We start from the raw sequence: 18,911 nt of genomic DNA, 5'->3' as shown, positions 1-18,911 counted from the left end.
AGGTAAATAAAGCGTATGCATACTTCAACGACCAGTACTGTTCCATTACAACCTTGGACCGCAGAACAATTACAACAAGCCACACAAGGGCAGTGGCATAAACACAAGCTTCCGCTAGGTGAAGTTAAACGTATTTTAACTGATTCACGTCATGCTGAGGCGGGCGATGCATTTCTTGCTTTAAAAGGTGAACGCTTTGATGCGCATAATTTTGTCGCACAAGTAGCAGCACAAGGGTGCCAAATTGCGATTGTTGATCATCCTGTCGATGCGGATATTGCACAGTTGGTCGTCAAGGATACGCGTTTGGCTCTGGGGCAGTTGGGTGCTTATCGTCGCCAACACAACCCGCAGTTGAAAGTGATTGCTTTAACAGGTAGTAGTGGTAAAACCACCACCAAAGAAATGTTGGGCAGTATTTTATCTCGCTTGGCGCCGACCTTAATTACCCGTGGCAATTTAAATAATGATCTCGGTGTACCGATGATGTTATTGGAATTGCGTCCTGAGCATCAATATGCTGTGATGGAGTTAGGGGCGAGTCATCAGGGTGAAATTGATTACACTTCGAATCTGGTGCAGCCGCATGTGGCGGGCATTTTGAATATTGGCACCGCACACTTGGGTGAATTTGGTGGGCGCGAAGGTATATGCCGCGCTAAATCAGAAATCTATGCGCATATTTTGCCTCAAGGTACTGCAATCGTTCCTGCACAAGATGATTTTTCTGAAACGATTCGTGAGAATGCGCAAACACATTCAATGCTGAGTTTTGGTGAGGGTGGTGATGTTTTTGCGACAGATGTGCAATTGCATCCTCAATCAGCACAGTTTAACTTGCATACACCACAAGGTGTGCGTGCAGTGAATTTACCATTTGCGGGTGCGCACAATGTACAGAATGCAGCAGCAGCCACAGCATTTGCTTTAGCACTGGGTATTGCATTGGATGATATTGTGCAAGGCTTAGAGCAAGCACAAGGTGCCAAAGGTCGTTTGAACTTTATTCAACATCAACATCATTTGTTTATTGATGATACCTATAATGCCAATCCGACTTCGATGCGTGCAGCGGCACAGGTTTTGCTACAACAGCAAGGCTTAAAAGTCATGGTGATGGGAGATATTGGTGAGTTAGGCGACAGCAGTTGGCAGGAACATCACGATCTAGGCCGTGACTTGGCAACTGTGCCACTTGATCACTTGGTTGTGGTTGGTGAATTTGCTGAAGCAGCGCAACAAGGTTCATCTCATTCAGAAAAGCTACATGCCTTTGCAACACAAGCAGAAGCATTACCATTTTTAATTAATTTAGTCCAAACACATCAACCCCAGTCCATGAGTTTCCTGTTCAAAGGGTCTCGTTATACCCATATGGAAACGTTGATGGCTGACTTGATGGAGAAAATTTAAATGTTGTTATGGTTATTTGAGCAATTAGCGGACTATAACAGTTCGTTTCAAGTTGTTCGTTATTTAACATTACGCTCTTTGTTGAGCTTACTGACGGCCTTGACGATCGGACTGGTTTTAGGCCCAGTGATGATTCGTAAATTACAAGCATTAAAATATGGTCAGGCTGTGAGTTCTTTTGCGCCTGAAAACCATGCTAAAAAAATGGGAACCCCAACCATGGGCGGGATTCTTATTTTACTCTCCATTGGGATTAGTACCTTACTTTGGGCTGATTTATCTAATCCATATGTTTGGATTGTGCTCGGTGTCATGGTGGTGTTTGGTGCTGTTGGTTGGGCGGATGACTGGATTAAAGTCCGTTATAAGGACAATGCGGGTTTACCTGCACGCAAAAAATTCTTCTGGACCTCAGTTGCTTCTCTGGGAGCTGGTATTGCACTGTATGTGATTGCAAAACAACAGGACAGCATAGAACATACAGCCAACATGTTGGATTTGTTGATTCCATTCTTTAAGAATCTTTCTATTCCACTTTCAGCTGTGCCGTTAGGTTTAGCCTTTATTGCGTTTACTTATCTGGTGATTAATGGCGCATCCAACGCGGTCAACTTGACCGATGGTTTGGATGGTTTGGCGATTATGCCAATTGTGATGGTCGCAGCGGGTTTAGGCGTATTTGCTTATTTATCTGGTGATATTCGGTTTGCTAATTATTTGCATATTCCTTATGTAAAATATACCTCTGAACTGGTGGTGATCTGTTCTGCCATGGTTGGTGCTGGTTTGGCCTTCCTTTGGTACAATGCACATCCGGCCCAAGTCTTCATGGGAGATGTGGGTGCTTTGGCGCTTGGTGCGATGCTTGGTACGATTGCGGTGATGGTTCGTCAGGAAATTGTATTTGCCATTATGGGTGGTGTGTTTGTGATGGAGGCGATTTCTGTATTCTTGCAAATCGGCTCATTACGGATGCGGAATAAGCGTGTGTTCCTGATGGCACCTTTGCATCATCATTACGAAAAGCAAGGCTGGAAAGAGACTCAGGTTGTGATTCGTTTCTGGATTATTACCATTTTCCTCGTCGTGTTAGGCTTAATGACCTTAAAATTACGTTAAACCAAGATTCAAGAAAGAAGCTGGTATTGACCAGCTTTTTTTATGTTTGGAGAAAATAGATGAGTTTGTTGATGTGTCCTGTTTGTCGCCAATCCTTGAATTTGGTTGAGAATTCTTGGCGTTGCGAAAAAGGACATCACTATGATGTAGCCAAACAGGGCTATGTTAATTTACACGTGGTGCAGCATAAGCATAGTAAAAGTCCAGGGGATACCCCTGAGTCAGTGCTGGCACGTCGTGAATTTTTGCAAGCAGGTTTTTATCAACCCTTGCAACAGGCTGTGGTTAAAATGCTACAGCAACTTAAACCTCAAGCCATTTTAGATATTGGTTGTGGTGAAGGCTATTACACTAGCGCCATGCAAGCACATACCCAGCAGTGTATCGGTGTGGATATTGCCAAAACAGCCGTGCAGCGCGCAGCAAAGTTAAATGCAGAGGTGATATGGGTGGTTGGAACAGGTGCAACCTTGCCTGTGCAAAATCATTCCATTGATATTTGTACTAGTCTATTTAGTCCGATTCCACAAGATGAAATCGTCAGAGTCTTGCGTGATGATGGTTATTTAATTGTGGCAACACCTGCACCTAAACATCTTTATGATTTACGTGAGGCATTATTTGAGCAAGTGAATTTGCATGAACCGCAAAAATTTGTAGAACAGCTAGATGCCCAGTTTGAGTTAAAACAGACACAGATTGTTGAAGCACCGCTGCAGTTGGATCAGCAAGCGTTAAAGAATTTAATTGCGATGACACCTTATGCTTATAAAGCAAACCCTGAACGACGAAAAGTACTTGAGCAAGCGCAGCTATTTGCTGTGACTGCAGCCTTTCAGATTTATTTATTCCAAAAAAGAAAGAAGCCATCAATGTGATGGCTTCTTTTTTATTTACTGGATTTGATTGATCAAATGCTCAATCCCATCCTTTTCTTTTGGTGGTGGGTTCTGTGAATTTGAACCCATTGCTGGCGGTTGCTTTTTCGCTGGGACAATAGGCTGCTCGTCAGTCACTGGGGTTGTTCCAGGCAGGTCTGAGAAATCATTTTGTGTTGAGCGAACTGGTGCAGGTGGTGCAGGGCGATAAAGTGGGCGCGCCAACGGTGGAGAGGCGCGATACTCTTTTTTATCTTCGCTTTGCTGGATTTGTAACTTATCACGAGAGATTGGATCTTTCGCTTCTTTATCCAAACGCACCCAAGCTGATGGCGTATCTTTTAAAGATTTGCCCATAAAGTTGGTCCAGATTGGAAGTGCAGCAACGCCACCATATTCACGACGACCCAGTGTACGTGGTTGGTCAAAACCGACCCAAGCAATTGCAACTAAGTTACCATTAAATCCTGCGAACCAAGCATCTTTAGCGTCATTGGTTGTTCCTGTTTTACCACCGAGATCATCACGACCAATTTTAAGTGCAGCTCGACCAGTACCATGTTGGATTACATCCCGTAAGATGTTGGCCATATCATAGGCTGAACTTGATTTTAAAATACGTTGCGCTTGACGATAATCACTATTGGCTTTTGCTGTTTGTGCCGCATCAGCAGGCATTATTTGTGCTTCAGAGGCTGCAGAGACTTCATCTAAAGTTTGGTTACTAACTTCTGTCACCTTGTCTTTGGATTCATCCGCTTTCACTGTTTGCTGTTCGGTATTCGTATTTGGATTGCTGATACATGGAATACACGCGTACTCAGGCTTTGCTTCATAAATCACTTTACCCGCCGCATCTTCGATACGTGTAATGAAGTGCGGTTGAATACGATAACCACCATTGGCAAAAGTTGCATAACCTGTTGCCATTTGAATTGGCAGTACCTGCGGTGTACCTAAGGCAATGGTATAGTTACGTGGAATCTGATCTTCTTGTAAACCAAAATCCATAAACAGTTGACGGGTACGTTCAATCCCCACGTTTTGTAATAAACGCACTGAAACCGTATTACGGGATAAATAAAGTGCACGGCGTAAAGGAATCATACCCAGATAGCGACCATCAGAGTTTCTTGGAGACCATTTGCCAATTGTAATTGGGCTGTCATTGACCATGCTATACGGGGTCATACCACGTTCTAAAGCCAGGGCATAGACAAATGGTTTAATGGTAGAACCTGGTTGTCTCCAACCTTGTACAGCACGGTTAAATTTAGATTGATAAAAGTTATAGCCACCCACAACGGCTTCAATTGCGCCATCATTGGGATTAATTGCAATAAGCTGTCCTTGGACTTTTGGAACTTGAACCAAAGACCAAACCGTTTTGCCTTCATTTGGACGTAGACGAATAATATCTTTGACTTTGACAATTTGTGAGGCGTTCGAAGGTGCTCCACCGACGCTATTGGCATTGCGGTACGGGCGAACCCATGACATCCCAGACCAGTTGACCGTTACTGTTGAGCCATCTTGCATCAAGGCATCAAAAGAATTGTTATTGACCTTTACCACTTGGGCAGGATAAGTGTTTGCATAAGCAATAAATTGTTTCAGTGGTTTGTCATGTGCTTCGGGACCACGCCAGCCATGACGACGATCATAAGCCTCTAAACCATCTTGAATGGATTGTTCGGCATAACGTTGGCGGTTACTGTCAACCGTTGTGTATACCTTATAACCTGAGTCAACCGCTTGTTCACCAAAATGTTCAACCAGTTCTGAACGAACCATTTCACCGACATAGGGGAATACGTTGCTGACCGAACGATCAATCATATTTAAGTTGATGGGTTCTGCAACAGCTTGTTGGTATTGATTCTGGTTGATATAGCCCAGTTGTAACATACGTCCTAAAATCCAGTTGCGACGTTCAAGTGCACGCTCAGGATTAACCACTGGATTATATTTTGAAGGTGCCTTAGGTAGACCTGCAATCATTGCCATTTGTGCTGTGGTCAGCTCGCCAATATTTTTGTTGTAATAGACACGTGCCGCAGCAGCAATACCATAGGCATTTTTACCTAAGAAAATTTTATTCACATAAGCCGCTAGAATTTCTTGTTTTGTTAAGTTTTGCTCAATTTTTCGTGCCAAAAACACTTCAGTTAGTTTGCGTCGAAGTGTTCGATCTGGGCTTAAATAATAGTTCTTTGCCACCTGCATGGTAATGGTTGAGCCCCCAGTTTGGACATCAGACCCTGTAACAGATTCAGTAAGTGCTCGCCCAAGCCCTTTAAAACTAATACCATTATGTTCAAAAAAGGATGAATCTTCCGCTGCTAAAAAAGCATGAATAAAGGTTGGCGGAATTTGCTCATACTTAACTGGAATGGATAATTTTCCGCCATATTCTGCAATTAACTGATTATCTGCCGTGTAAACTTGCAATGGTTTTAGTAAAGGCGCTTTTTTAAGTGAACTCATATCTGGCAGTGAAGGTGCGAGATAGAGATACATGCCATAAAATCCCATTGGAAGTGAGACTAAGATAATAATAATGATCAAAAAAAATGGGCGAACAATACCAGAACTGGATAGCTTTTTCATAATAAGTAAGTTTTAATAAGAGCGAATGGCAAACTAATTGTGGTCAGTATATCCTTTAGACATGCGGATTGTTAGATGAGTTATTGTATCCGTATCAATTAAAGACCAAAACAAATTAGTGTGTTGTATTTTTGGGGATAAAAAAATAAATAGGAAAGTACTGTGCTCAGGTTATATCGTAAACCAAATAAGGGGTTAACGGGTGTCGATATTAGTTCGACAACTGTTAAATTATTGGAGCTCTCTGTAAAGAACGGTAGATATTGGGTTGAAAGTTATGCTGTGATGCCATTGCCTGAAAGCAGCGTGGTTGAAAAAAGCATACTGAATCCAGAGGCGGTAGGGGATGCGCTTGAGAGAGTGGTCAACCTTGCAAATCCTCACACTATGAATGTTGCGATTGCAGTACCGACATCGATGGTCATTAATAAGATCATCGAGATGGATGCTGACATGACGGATGAAGAACGAGAAGTTCAAATTCGTATGGATGCTGAGCAATACATTCCGTTCCCATTAGATGAAGTGAGCCTAGATTTTGAAGTTTTACCTGATCGTTTGGCCAATCCAAACCGGGTAAATGTGCTCTTGGTTGCAACGCGCACCGAGAATGTAGACACGCGTGTAGAAGTGCTTGAGCTGGCGGGTTTAACTGCAAAAATTGCAGAAGTTGAAAGCTATGCGATGGAGCGTGCGTTCAGTGTGTTTGCAGATACGCTACCAATGGGCGCAAATACGGTGGGGATTTTGGATATTGGTCATACCATGACGACCTTATCTGTTATGCAAAAAGGCAAGATCATCTATACACGTGAGCAAGTGTTTGGTGGTCGCCAATTGACCCAAGATGTTCAGAGTCGCTATGGACTGTCTTTTGAAGAAGCTGGTCGTGCTAAAAAAGAAAGAACCTTGCCCGATGATTATGATACTGAAGTCCTAGAACCTTTCTTGGACGCTGTCGTACAACAAGCTGCGCGTTCACTCCAATTTTTCTTTTCATCTTCTCAATTCAATGAAATTGATCATATTTTATTGGCTGGTGGGAATGCCAATATTCCAGGTCTAGCTAAGCTATTACAACAAAAACTCGGTTATCGTGTCACCATTGCCAACCCATTTCTACAAATGGGTTTTTCTCCCCAAATTGATATTAAAAAAATTGAAAACGATGCTTCCTCGTTGATGGTTGCATGTGGTTTGGCATTGAGGAGTTTTGATTAATGGCAAAGATTAACTTACTCCCTTGGCGTGATGAGCTAAGAGAACAAAGAAAGAAACAGTTTGTCGCATTTTGTGTTGGGGTTGCTGCATTAGGGGTTGCATCCGTTTTTTCGGGGTGGATATATTTTGATCATAAACTAAATGATCAAGAACAAGCCAACCAACTGATTGTGAGTACCAACCAGAATTTAGATACCCAATTAAAAGCATTGGATGGCCTACAAGAACGACGTAATGCGATTATTGAACGCATGAAACTGATTCAAGGTTTACAAGGGCAACGTCCTGTGACTGTACGTTTGGTCGATGAATTGGTACGAGTGACTCCTCCAACCATGTATTTAACCAAGTTTAGTCGTACAGGGGATAAATTCACGATTGAAGGAAAAGCTGAAAGTCCAAATACGGTGGCTGAACTTCTACGTAATCTAGAAGCTTCTCCTTGGTATCGCAATGCCTTTATGAATTCCTTCCTTGCCGTGGATGAAAACAAAAATAAAGACAAAACAGCAAGTTCTTTGGTGCCTCGTGTTGAGGAAAATTATGGAAGCTTTGTTGTCACTGTAGATTTAGGTGAAATCGGGACAACTGCTGAGGCGGCGCCAACGTCAGACGTTGCAGCATCAGGGGCAGTAGGGGTGACAAAATGAAGTTAGATAAATCGGATGATTTAAATCAAGACACCGTTGCTGTGAAGAAAAAGAAAATGACGGTAGACCAATTCTTCCAGCAATTTAATACGCTGGATATGAATAACTATGGCAGTTGGCCATTATCGGTCAAAATTACCTGCTGGATTTTTGTTTTCTTGGCGGTTGCAGCATTGGGTTATTTTGTGGTGATTAAGTCTCAGCTTGAATCGATTTCAAACGCCGAAGCTCAAGAACAAAGTTTGCTCAATGAGTTTAAAGAAAAAGATTCAAAATTACGTAATTTGCAACAATATCAAGCGCAATTGCAAGAAATGGAAGCTAACTTTAACCAACAGTTAGAGCAACTGCCTAAAGAGACGGAAATTCCAAGCTTGGTTGAGGATATTAACTTAACTGGTGTGAATTCAGGGCTGAAATTTAAAAATATTCGTCTTGAGAGTGAAGTTAAGCAAGAATTCTTTATTGAACAGCCAATCAGTATTGATGCCACAGGTGATTATCATGCTTTTGGTGCTTTTGTGACAGGCATTGCCGCTTTGCCGCGTATCGTGACCTTGCATGATTTTACGGTAGAAGCAAAAGAAAATACACAGAAAAAATCTGACATTCCTGTTGTCAATTATACCGTTAAAGCAAAAACATATCGTTATGTTGGAGCGGATGAGCAAACAAAGAATACTGTTGGTAAAGCTAAAACAGCAACTACTCCACCTGCACAAGGAGGGAAATAGTCGTGAATAATTATAAATTATTACTGTGTTTATTAATTGGGGCGAGTTTAGTGGGATGTGATTCGCGTATTGATGCGGTGAATCAGAAGATGGCGGATATTCGTAATCAACCACCTTTGCCAATTGAACCTGCACCAATTTTTACCCCTGTACCATTGTTTAACTATTCAGCTCATCAGCTTAAAAGCCCATTTATGCCAAGCTCATTGGCTGCTGAATTGAAGATTATGGCGGGTAAACGGGTTTATCCGAATTTTAATCGCCAGCCACAGCCTTTAGAGAGTTATGCGCTGGAATCGTTGAATATGAAGGGGAGTATGCGGGGTAAAACCAGCAATACTATTGCCTTGATTCAGACACCAGATGGTCAAATTGAACGTGTGCAAGTCGGAAGTTATTTGGGGATGAATCAAGGGCGTATTATTAAAATTAGCCCAACCCAAATCGATTTGGTGGAGATTGTACCTGACGGTCGAGAAGGCTATGTCGAGAGACCACGTACACTCGTTTTAATTGGACCAGCACCGTAAGATTAAGGGAATAAAAATGAAAAAACAGTTTAAAAATTCTTTATTTGGGGAAGCGAAGACCATGAATCATGCATTCCGTCAATTTTCTATGGGTGCGATTGCGATTGCGGTGATGCAAGTGGCATCAGCGCAAGTGAGTATGACCAATATTATACCAATAAGTTTGGGTGATCAGGGCACGGAAATTCGTGTGATGTTTAATGGCCTCCCACCACAACCACAAGCTTATCAACTTGAACAACCTGCTCGTTTGATTTTGGACTTTGATAAGTCACAACAGGGTCTAAAGCAAAACTCGATTCCAGTATCAACTGCTGAAGCGAGTTCGATTGAGGTTGCATCGGATGATCAGCGCTCACGTGTGATTGTGAATCTAAAAGATGCGGGTGCATTTACCACGCGAGTTGAAGGCAATACCTTTGTTCTTAAAATTAACTCAGCCAAACCTGCTGCGATAAATACACCTGCTGCCGCTGCACGTCAGGTACAGCAAGGCGTTTCCAATATTGGTTTCCAAAGAGGCAACCAAGGTGAAGGCTTGGTTGTGATTGATTTGCTGGGTAATAACACCCCTGTGGATGTGCAACAACAAGGTAGTAAAATTGTCGTGCGTACAGCAGGGAATAAAATTCCGACACATTTAGCTCGCCGTTTAAATACCAATGATTTCGCAACGCCAGTTGCCAGTATTGATGCCTATAATGATAAAGGCAATGGTGTGATTACCATTCAATCTGCGGGTAGCTATGAATATATGGCGTATCAGGCAGAGAATAAGCTCACGATTAGTCTGAAACGTCCTATAGATAACTCTCCAACCAAAGCCAAGACACAAACCTATACTGGGAATAAAATCTCTTTAGATTTTCAAGATATTGAAGTGCGCCGTGTATTGCAGTTGTTGGCGGATTTCACTGGCATTAATATGGTGGCAGCTGATACAGTCCAAGGTAATATCACCTTACGTCTTAAAGATGTGCCTTGGGATCAAGCACTTGATATTGTGCTAAAAACAAAAAGTCTGGATAAGCGTCGCAATGGTAATGTGATCTGGATTGCACCTGTTTCTGAACTAATTAAAGCCGAAGAAGAAGAAGCCAAAGCGATGGCGCAGAGTGTAAAATTAGCTCCTCTACAAACAGAGTACATTACATTAAGCTATGCGAAAGCAGCTGAAATTGAAAAACTAATAACTCAAGGAAAAAATAATAATGGTAATAATAGTTCAGGTTTAAGCGGAAATGATACATTGTCTGGAGGGTTGTTAAGTCCTCGTGGTACCGTTTCGGTTGACCCTCGAACCAATACCTTAATCGTAAATGACACTTCCCAGAAAATTGACCAGATTCGTAAAATGGTGGATTTACTTGATGTATCAGTAAAACAAGTCATGATTGAAGCACGTATTGTTAGTGCCAGTACCGATTTTACCCGAGAAATGGGGGTGAAATGGGGGATATTGTCACAGGGGATTACTAATAATAATGACCTGTTAGTCGGTGGTAGTGATAAAACACTCTGGAATTTACGAGATCCGAAAAAGAATAGTGAGACTGGCGGCTGGAAATATGAGATTGAGCGCCCAGATAATCTCAATGTGGATTTAGGTGCAGTGACGCCTGGGGCAAGCCGTATTGCTTTTGGTTTGATTAGTTTGTCTGACTTTATGCTGGATCTAGAGCTATCGGCTGTTCAAGCAGATGGTTATGGTGAAGTAATTTCAACGCCAAAAGTCATGACTGCGGACAAACAGCCTGCAAAAATTGAATCGGGGACTAAAATTCCATACGCATCTTCTTCGGGGGGAGGCGCGAATGCAGTGCCGAAAACTGAGTTTATTGATGCAACCTTAAGTCTAGATGTTACCCCAAGTATTACGCCTGAGGGTAAAGTTATGATGAAGTTGAATATTACTAAGGATTCACCAAGTAACCCAACACCAACAGGACAATTGACAATTAATAAAAATTCAATTGATACCAATGTACTGGTCGATAATGGTGAAACAGTCGTGCTTGGTGGTATTTTCGAACAAGAGAATATTAATTCACAGACAAAGGTACCTTTCTTGGGGGATATTCCTTATTTAGGTAAATTATTCCGTAGAGAGCGCAAAACAGATAATAAACGTGAACTGCTTATTTTTGTGACGCCGAGAATTGTTAATGACACTTTGACCAGAAATCATTAATATATTTTCAATAATTGCAATGAATATAGGTGGCGCGTTGCCAAGCAAAGCGTTTGAAACCCTACCAAATGTTTATTTGGTAGGGCCGATGGGGGCAGGGAAAACAACAGTTGGCCGACATTTAGCAGAATTGTTAGGCCGAGATTTTATTGATAGTGATCATGAGATCGAACGTAAAACAGGCGCGACCATTCCATGGATTTTTGAAAAAGAAGGGGAAGCTGGATTTCGTTTGCGTGAAACCAATGTTTTAAATGATCTCACTTCTCGTTCCTTATTGGTGTTGGCGACCGGTGGAGGAGTTGTTACTCAAGCGAAGAATCGTGAATTTTTAAAACAACGCGGTATCGTTGTTTATCTTTATACTCCTGTAGAGCTACAGCTACAGCGAACCTATCGCGATAAAAATCGCCCATTATTACAAGTCGAAAACCCAGAGCAAAAATTACGTGATCTATTGACGATTCGCGATCCTTTATATCGTGAGGTCGCACATTATATAATTGAAACAAATCAAGGTGCAGCACGGGATTTAGCACAACGTATTTTGCACGTTATTTTATCTAAACAAGTTAAGTAGTCTCTGGTTGGTTTAAGTTTATGCAAACGTTACATGTTGAGTTAGGTGATCGTCGTTATCCAATCTTTATTGGCAGTCATTTAGACCCTAAAAGCTTACTCGAACCGTATCTACACGGCCGACAAGTGATGTTAGTGTCCAATACCACTGTTGCACCGTTATATCTCGAACATTATGTGAATGCGTTAACTCAGTTGGATAAACAAGTGGCGCAATGCATTTTGCCCGATGGTGAAAAATATAAAGATATCCAGCATCTAAACTTCATTTTTGATGCCCTGCTCGAAGCAGGATTTAACCGTGATTGTACGGTATTAGCCTTAGGTGGTGGTGTGATTGGGGATATGGCGGGTTTTGCATCGGCTTGCTTCCAACGCGGTGTGAATTTTGTGCAGGTGCCTACCACGTTATTATCACAAGTGGATTCTAGTGTTGGGGGTAAGACGGGAATTAACCATCCTTTAGGTAAAAATATGTTGGGTGCTTTCCAGCAACCACAAGTAGTGCTTGCAGATATGGCGCAACTAGATACCTTACCTGACCGTGAACTCTCTGCGGGTTTGGCTGAAGTGATTAAATATGCCTTATTGGGTGATGTCGATTTCCTTGTTTGGTTAGAGCAAAACATAGATGCCTTAGTTGGGCGTGATGCAAATTTATTGGCTGAAGCAGTTTTTCGTTCATGTGCGCATAAAGCACGTATCGTGGCCAATGATGAAAAAGAACAGGGCGAGCGTGCGTTGCTCAATCTTGGGCATACTTTTGGTCATGCAATTGAATCCTATCTAGGTTATGGCACATGGTTACATGGTGAGGCGGTAGCAACCGGCATGATCATGGCTGCAGATTTGTCGCAACGTTTAGGTTGGATCTCTGCGGAAGATCTGCAACGTACAAAAAATATCATTCAACGTGCTAATTTACCGATATCATGTCCGAAAATTCCATTAGATGAATTCTTGGCTTATATGTCGCACGATAAAAAAGTCTTAAATGGTCAATTGCGCTTGGTTTTATTGAAGAAATTAGGGCAAGCGGTGATTACCAAAGATTTTGATGTTGAGCTGATGAAACAATCTATTCTTGCAAATCAATCTGCATAATTAATCATTTGGGAAAAGCATGGCTGTATCACGATCAATTTGGCAAAATATTCAACAATATAGCTGGCTGGTTTTTGCCATAGCTTGTTTAATAGCTGCATTGATATTTTGGGGTATTACCGATAGTCAAGTGTTGGTCAAAGAACAGCAGCCATCCCAAACCGAAACCCAAGTCCAAATTCAGCCAGAAAAGGTTGCTGCGACAGCGCATTTAGGCGCTCTTTCGGATGAAGTTAAGCCTTTGGATTTAACCACACGTGTCGTGGTTTCCAATGATCATGCACCAGAATTTCGTGGCACTAAATTTATCAAAGAAAATCAGCAGCGATGGACCATGGAAATTTTCCGTAGTTCAGATGAAGCGATTGTCAAAAATTTTCTACTGAACCGCGAAGATCGCAGAAAATTTATATATTTCCGTTTGAGTGGTGAAGATCAGGTTGAGCAATATGTTCTCGGCTATGGTGTATTTACGAATGCTGAAGATGCAAGTCGCCAATTTGCACAATTAAATCTAGCACTACCTGAATCTGTTCAGCCAACGGCGCATCAATTCTCAAGTTATACAGCCTTAGTGAATGATCTAGGTGCTGACGAAATGAAGTCAGCAACCAATCAACTTTATGCAGTTCAGTTAAGACCAGCGGCATTACCTAGAGTAGATGAGAGTTTACTGATGGGAAGCGGTGCATCTCAGAGTACAACGGCTGTACGTAGCACAGAACCATCGACGGTGAAGACTACAGTTACACAGCGTGATGCGCAGGGTAATGTAGTCAATGTAAAACAGACCCAATCTGCACCAAAACCACCTGCAACTGCTGAAAAAATAAAAGAAAATTCAGATGCTTCAAAGCGTGAAGTGAGTGATCCTTTTAATTAATATTGCACTATAATTGTGCATTAGTGGTTCTTTTTATAGCATCATGTGGTTTTTTGGTGCATTTTTATGCGCAAAAATGAGTGCATCCTTCTTCTTATCTTGATGTTATTTTAACTTTTTTAATGATTTAGTAAAAACATGCATATATGGCATGTTTTTTGCTTTTTTGTGGTGCTAATTTGTCTGCTCATTGCCCTGTTTTGTGCTAAACAGTTCATTAATTGGGTGAAATGGAAAGTTTTTGTGCTTTACAAAGCTAGGTGAAGGTGTAATAACTGAAAACACTTTATAGGGTGCAATCTCGTAAAGGAAAGACGTATATTGCAAATTCGCCATGAAAAATGTTTTCGCGAAGCATTGAACTTTGTATGAGTTAATCGGCAATATCGCAGAAAATGAATTGATTGTTTGTTGCTCGAAAGAGCCATGTTGAAAGAAGGGTACGCTATGCACATGCCATCGCCTAATACTGTAGCTCCCGCTCAAGGTTTATATCAGCCTGATGAGTTTAAGGATAACTGTGGTTTTGGTCTGATTGCCCATATGAAGGGTGACTCAAGCCATCATCTGGTCGAAACTGCGATTCACAGTTTAAGTTGCATGACGCACCGTGGTGGTATTGCCGCGGATGGTAAGACAGGAGATGGTTGCGGATTGTTATTGGCGATGCCGAAACAATTTTTCCGTGAAGAAGCACAGAAATTAGGTAGTAATCTGACTGAGATTTTTGCTGCTGGTACGGTATTCCTAAACATCGATCCTGCTTTAGCGCAAAATGCCAAAAATATTTTGAATAAAGAAATTGCTGCTGAAGGTTTAACTGTTGCAGCATGGCGTGTTGTACCTACCAATAATGATGCTTTGGGTGAGATTGCACTACAATCCTTACCTGCATTTGAACAAATTCTAGTGAACTGCCCGATGGGTTTAACTGAAGTTGAGTTTAACCGTAAGCTCTTCTTGGCTCGTCGTCGTGCAGAACAACAATTACAAAATGATCCACTTTTCTATGTGACGACGTTGGCAACGACTGTTATCACCTATAAAGGGTTGATGATGCCAGCGGCAATTGCTGACTTCTATACTGACTTGGCGGATGAACGTTTAAAATCACATATTGTGGTATTCCACCAACGTTTCTCGACCAATACCTTACCACGTTGGCCGTTGGCCCAGCCTTTCCGTTACCTTGCACACAATGGTGAAATTAATACCATTACCGCAAACCGTAACTGGGCTTTGGCACGTACACCAAAATTTGAAAACCCATTACTACCAGGTTTAACTGAGTTAAATCCAATTGTGAACCGTACTGGCTCGGATTCTTCAAGCTTAGATAACATGCTTGAAATCTTGGTTGGTGGTGGTATGGATCTGTTCCGTGCACTCCGTATGTTGGTTCCACCAGCATGGCAAAACGTCGAGACTTTAGATGCTGATTTACGTGCATTCTATGAGTTCAACTCGAAGCACATGGAAGCTTGGGATGGTCCTGCAGGTCTGGTGATTCAAGATGGTCGTCATGCAATTTGTATGTTAGACCGTAATGGCCTACGTCCAGCGCGTTGGGTGATCACCAAAAATGATTACATTACCCTTGCATCTGAGATTGGTGTATGGGGTTATGAGCCAGAAGATGTCGTATCTAAAGGCCGTGTCGGCCCTGGTCAAATCTTGGTGATTGATACCTTAACAGGCAAAGTGCTTGAGACTAAAGATGTCAGCAATCACCTTAAAAATATGCGTCCATATCGTGAATGGTTACGTGATCATGCGATTCGTTTACAAGCCAATCCACAGCTTGAAGAGCAATTGCTTGACCAAGGTTTAACGGGTGATGCATTAAAAGCAGCTCAAAAAATGTTTATGGTGACATTTGAAGAGCGCGACCAATTGTTACGTCCAATCGCAGAAAGCGGCCAAGAAGCAGTCGGTTCAATGGGTGATGATACGCCAATGGCGGTATTGTCTCGTCAAGTTCGCCATGTTTCTGACTATTTCCGTCAGCAGTTTGCACAAGTGACCAACCCGCCAATCGATCCATTACGTGAATCGATCGTGATGTCATTGGAAACTTGTTTGGGTCGCGAACAAAATGTGTTCGAGCAAGGTCCAGAGCATGCAGACCGTATCATCATTTCAAGCCCTGTATTGTCTAATTCAAAAATGCAGCAGCTTCGTGATGTTGAAAAAGAACGCGAGGGTTATGGTGTTGTCGATATTGATCTGAACTATGTCGAAGCTGAAGGGTTACAAGCAGCAATTGCACGTATCTGTGAAGAATCAGCACAGGCCGTACGTGATGGTAAAACCTTAATCGTATTAACGGATAAAAACTTCCGTGAAGGTTTCTTACCTGCAAACGCAGCATTGGCAACAGGTGCGGTTCACCATCATTTAATTAAAACGGGTTTGCGTACCGATGCGAACATTTTAGTTGAAACTGGTTTTGCACGTGATCCACATCAATTTGCAGTATTGCTTGGCTTTGGTGCGACAGCAGTTTATCCATATCTGGCTTATGATGTGATCAATGATTTGGTTGCAAAAGGCGAGTTATTGGGTGATCCAATTCAGGCGCAAGCGAACTTCCGTAAAGGGATGGAAAAAGGCTTACTTAAAGTCCTTTCTAAAATGGGTATCTCAACAGTTGCCTCTTATCGCGGTGGTCAATTATTCGAGGCGGTTGGTCTATCATCTGAAGTGGTGGATAAATGTTTCCTTGGCGTACCAAGCCGTATTCAAGGTGCAACATTTGCAGACCTAGAGAAAGATCAGAAAAAACTAGCAACCACAGCTTGGCAGCATCGTAAGCCGATTGATCAAGGTGGTTTGCTTAAATTCGTATTTGGTAAAGAGTATCACGCGTTCAACCCTGACGTGATCAACTCTTTGCATAAAGCGGTTCGTTCTGGTCAATACGTTGACTTTAAAGAATATGCAGAACTGGTCAACAACCGTCCTGTCGCAACGATCCGTGACTTATTTAAGTTAAAAACAACAAATTCGATTGCCTTAGATCAAGTTGAAACGATTGAAGATATTCTTCCACGCTTTGACTCTGCGGGCATGTCTTTAGGTGCATTATCACCAGAAGCGCATGAAGCAATTGCAATTGCCATGAATACCATTGGTGGTCGTTCAAACTCAGGTGAGGGCGGTGAAGATCCTGCGCGTTATGGCACAATCCGTAACTCGAAAATCAAACAGATTGCATCAGGTCGTTTTGGTGTAACTCCTGCATATTTAACTTCTGCTGAAGTGTTGCAGATTAAAGTTGCACAGGGTGCAAAACCAGGTGAAGGTGGTCAGTTACCAGGCGGTAAAGTGAATGGCTTAATTGCACGTTTACGTTACTCAGTACCAGGTGTGACTTTGATTTCACCACCACCGCACCATGATATTTATTCGATTGAAGATTTATCGCAATTGATCTTTGACTTAAAACAAGTCAACCCGCAAGCGATGGTATCGGTAAAATTGGTATCAGAGCCGGGTGTTGGAACGATTGCGGCAGGTGTTGCAAAAGCCTATGCCGACTTCATTACCATTTCTGGTTATGACGGTGGTACAGCAGCATCTCCACTGTCATCGATTCACCATGCGGGTTCACCATGGGAACTCGGTTTAAGTGAAGCGCATCAGGCCCTTCGTGTAAATGATTTGCGTGGTAAAGTCCGTGTTCAAACCGATGGCGGTTTGAAAACAGGTTTAGACGTGGTGAAAGCGGCAATTTTAGGTGCTGAAAGCTTTGGTTTTGGTTCGACACCGATGATTGCTTTAGGCTGTAAATACCTGCGTATTTGCCATTTGAATAACTGTGCGACTGGTGTTGCAACGCAACAAGATCATTTACGTCAAGAGCATTATATTGGCGAGCCAGAAATGCTGATCAACTTCTTCAAGTTTATTGCTGAAGAGACGCGTGAATGGTTAGCTGCACTTGGTGTTGCATCATTAAAAGACTTGATTGGCCGTGTTGATTTACTTGAAGTTTTACCAGGTGAAACAGACAAGCACGCACATCTTGACCTTAGTGCGTTATTAACTTCGCATCCTGCTGCTGAAGGCAAGGCGCAATATTGCCAAGTTCAAGGCAATGCACCATTCGATAAAGGCGTATTGGCGGAGAAAATGGTGGCAGAGATGTTACCAGCAATTGAAGCAGGTGCTGGCGGCTCATTCAACTTCACAGTAGGTAACTGTGACCGTTCGATTGGTGCACGTATCTCAGGAGAAATTGCACGCCGTTATGGCAACTTGGGTATGGAAAACAGCCCAGTGGTGATGAACCTTGTCGGTACAGCAGGTCAGTCGCTTGGGGTTTGGAACGCAGGTGGTTTGCATATCAAACTTGAAGGTGATGCCAACGACTATGTCGGTAAAGGTATGGCGGGTGGTCGAGTATCGATCTTCCCACCAAAAGGTTCACCATTCCAAACGCAAAATACTGCGATCATTGGTAACACCTGTTTATATGGTGCGACTGGTGGTAAAGTCTTTGCGGCGGGAACTGCGGGCGAGCGTTTTGCGGTTCGTAACTCGGGCGCATTTGCCGTGATTGAAGGTGCGGGCGACCACTGTTGTGAATATATGACAGGTGGTGTGGTGACCGTATTGGGTAAAGTGGGTCATAACTTCGGTGCAGGCATGACCGGTGGTTTTGCTTATGTACTTGACCTTGATAATGACTTTGTTGACTACTATAACCACGAACTTATTGATCTCAATCGTATTTCTACAGAAGCGATGGAAGACCACAAAGAAAATCTACTGCGTATTCTTGACGAACATATCCAAGAGACGGGTAGTGCTTGGGCCTACAAGATCCGTAATGAGTTCGACTTCTATAGTCGTAAGTTCTGGCTGGTAAAACCAAAAGCTGCTAATTTGCAAACGCTTTTGAAAACAACCCAAGCTGATCCACAATAATTCCACGACTGCATAGACATAGGCAGGTGCAGAGATGAGGGACATCGCTGCGCCTACCCACGGAGAG

Annotated in this window: 13 protein-coding genes; 12 read left to right on the top strand and 1 reads right to left on the bottom strand. The window is 42.5% G+C overall.

The window, feature by feature from the left end; genetic code table 11:
• Positions 1-15: 15 nt before the first annotated feature.
• The 3 genes from murF to A7P55_RS00850 are packed head-to-tail and all read left to right on the top strand — an operon-like array spanning position 16 to position 3,410.
• Complete coding sequence (gene murF / locus A7P55_RS00860; RefSeq protein ID WP_171550742.1) at positions 16-1,413, top strand: UDP-N-acetylmuramoyl-tripeptide--D-alanyl-D-alanine ligase; 1,398 nt, start codon at positions 16-18, stop codon at positions 1,411-1,413.
• Positions 1,414-2,532 carry a phospho-N-acetylmuramoyl-pentapeptide-transferase gene (mraY, locus tag A7P55_RS00855; RefSeq protein WP_004803897.1) on the top strand — a complete coding sequence of 373 codons (1,119 nt, stop codon included), beginning with the start codon at positions 1,414-1,416 and terminating at the stop codon, positions 2,530-2,532.
• Between the two features lie 59 nt (positions 2,533-2,591).
• Positions 2,592-3,410, top strand: coding sequence for a putative RNA methyltransferase (locus A7P55_RS00850; RefSeq protein ID WP_171550741.1), 819 nt, complete (start codon positions 2,592-2,594; stop codon positions 3,408-3,410).
• A 15-nt stretch (positions 3,411-3,425) separates the two neighbouring features.
• Here A7P55_RS00850 and ponA read toward each other — a convergent pair whose 3' ends face one another.
• Positions 3,426-6,020, bottom strand: coding sequence for a penicillin-binding protein PBP1a (gene ponA, locus A7P55_RS00845; RefSeq protein ID WP_171550740.1), 2,595 nt, complete (start codon positions 6,018-6,020; stop codon positions 3,426-3,428).
• A 162-nt stretch (positions 6,021-6,182) separates the two neighbouring features.
• Here ponA and A7P55_RS00840 point away from each other — a divergent pair, with 162 nt between their 5' ends.
• The 9 genes from A7P55_RS00840 to gltB all read left to right on the top strand — a co-directional run bounded on the left by A7P55_RS00840 (position 6,183) and on the right by gltB (position 18,844).
• A complete protein-coding gene (locus A7P55_RS00840; RefSeq protein ID WP_004803903.1) occupies positions 6,183-7,241 on the top strand; it encodes a pilus assembly protein PilM in 1,059 nt (352 codons plus the stop codon).
• Positions 7,241-7,891 (top strand): PilN domain-containing protein, encoded by a 651-nt coding sequence (locus tag A7P55_RS00835; protein ID WP_171550739.1) that lies wholly within the window; start codon positions 7,241-7,243, stop codon positions 7,889-7,891. The genes A7P55_RS00840 and A7P55_RS00835 overlap by 1 nt, the downstream gene beginning before the upstream one ends.
• Positions 7,888-8,625, top strand: a complete 738-nt coding sequence (locus A7P55_RS00830) for a type 4a pilus biogenesis protein PilO (protein WP_171550738.1) — start codon at positions 7,888-7,890, stop codon at positions 8,623-8,625. The genes A7P55_RS00835 and A7P55_RS00830 overlap by 4 nt, the downstream gene beginning before the upstream one ends.
• Before the next feature lie 2 nt (positions 8,626-8,627).
• Positions 8,628-9,155: a pilus assembly protein PilP gene (locus A7P55_RS00825; RefSeq protein WP_171550737.1), complete on the top strand. Its 528-nt coding sequence runs from the start codon at positions 8,628-8,630 to the stop codon at positions 9,153-9,155.
• A 61-nt stretch (positions 9,156-9,216) separates the two neighbouring features.
• Positions 9,217-11,346, top strand: a complete 2,130-nt coding sequence (locus A7P55_RS00820; RefSeq protein ID WP_171550963.1) for a type IV pilus secretin PilQ family protein — start codon at positions 9,217-9,219, stop codon at positions 11,344-11,346.
• Between the two features lie 19 nt (positions 11,347-11,365).
• The gene (gene aroK, locus A7P55_RS00815; protein ID WP_216077927.1) at positions 11,366-11,926 is read left to right on the top strand and encodes a shikimate kinase AroK; all 561 of its coding nucleotides are present in this window, start codon (positions 11,366-11,368) and stop codon (positions 11,924-11,926) included.
• A 20-nt stretch (positions 11,927-11,946) separates the two neighbouring features.
• The gene (aroB, locus tag A7P55_RS00810; RefSeq protein WP_171550736.1) at positions 11,947-13,029 is read left to right on the top strand and encodes a 3-dehydroquinate synthase; all 1,083 of its coding nucleotides are present in this window, start codon (positions 11,947-11,949) and stop codon (positions 13,027-13,029) included.
• A gap of 19 nt (positions 13,030-13,048) precedes the next feature.
• On the top strand, positions 13,049-13,912 hold the full coding sequence (locus A7P55_RS00805; RefSeq protein ID WP_171550735.1) for a hypothetical protein: 864 nt from the start codon (positions 13,049-13,051) through the stop codon (positions 13,910-13,912).
• Positions 13,913-14,365: 453 nt separating this feature from the next.
• Positions 14,366-18,844 carry a glutamate synthase large subunit gene (gltB, locus tag A7P55_RS00800; RefSeq protein WP_171550734.1) on the top strand — a complete coding sequence of 1,493 codons (4,479 nt, stop codon included), beginning with the start codon at positions 14,366-14,368 and terminating at the stop codon, positions 18,842-18,844.
• Positions 18,845-18,911: the final 67 nt, after the last annotated feature.

The organism is Acinetobacter sp. Ac_5812 (assembly GCF_013072695.1).
GTDB lineage: Bacteria > Pseudomonadota > Gammaproteobacteria > Pseudomonadales > Moraxellaceae > Acinetobacter.
This window is presented reverse-complemented; position numbering and strand designations above follow the sequence as displayed.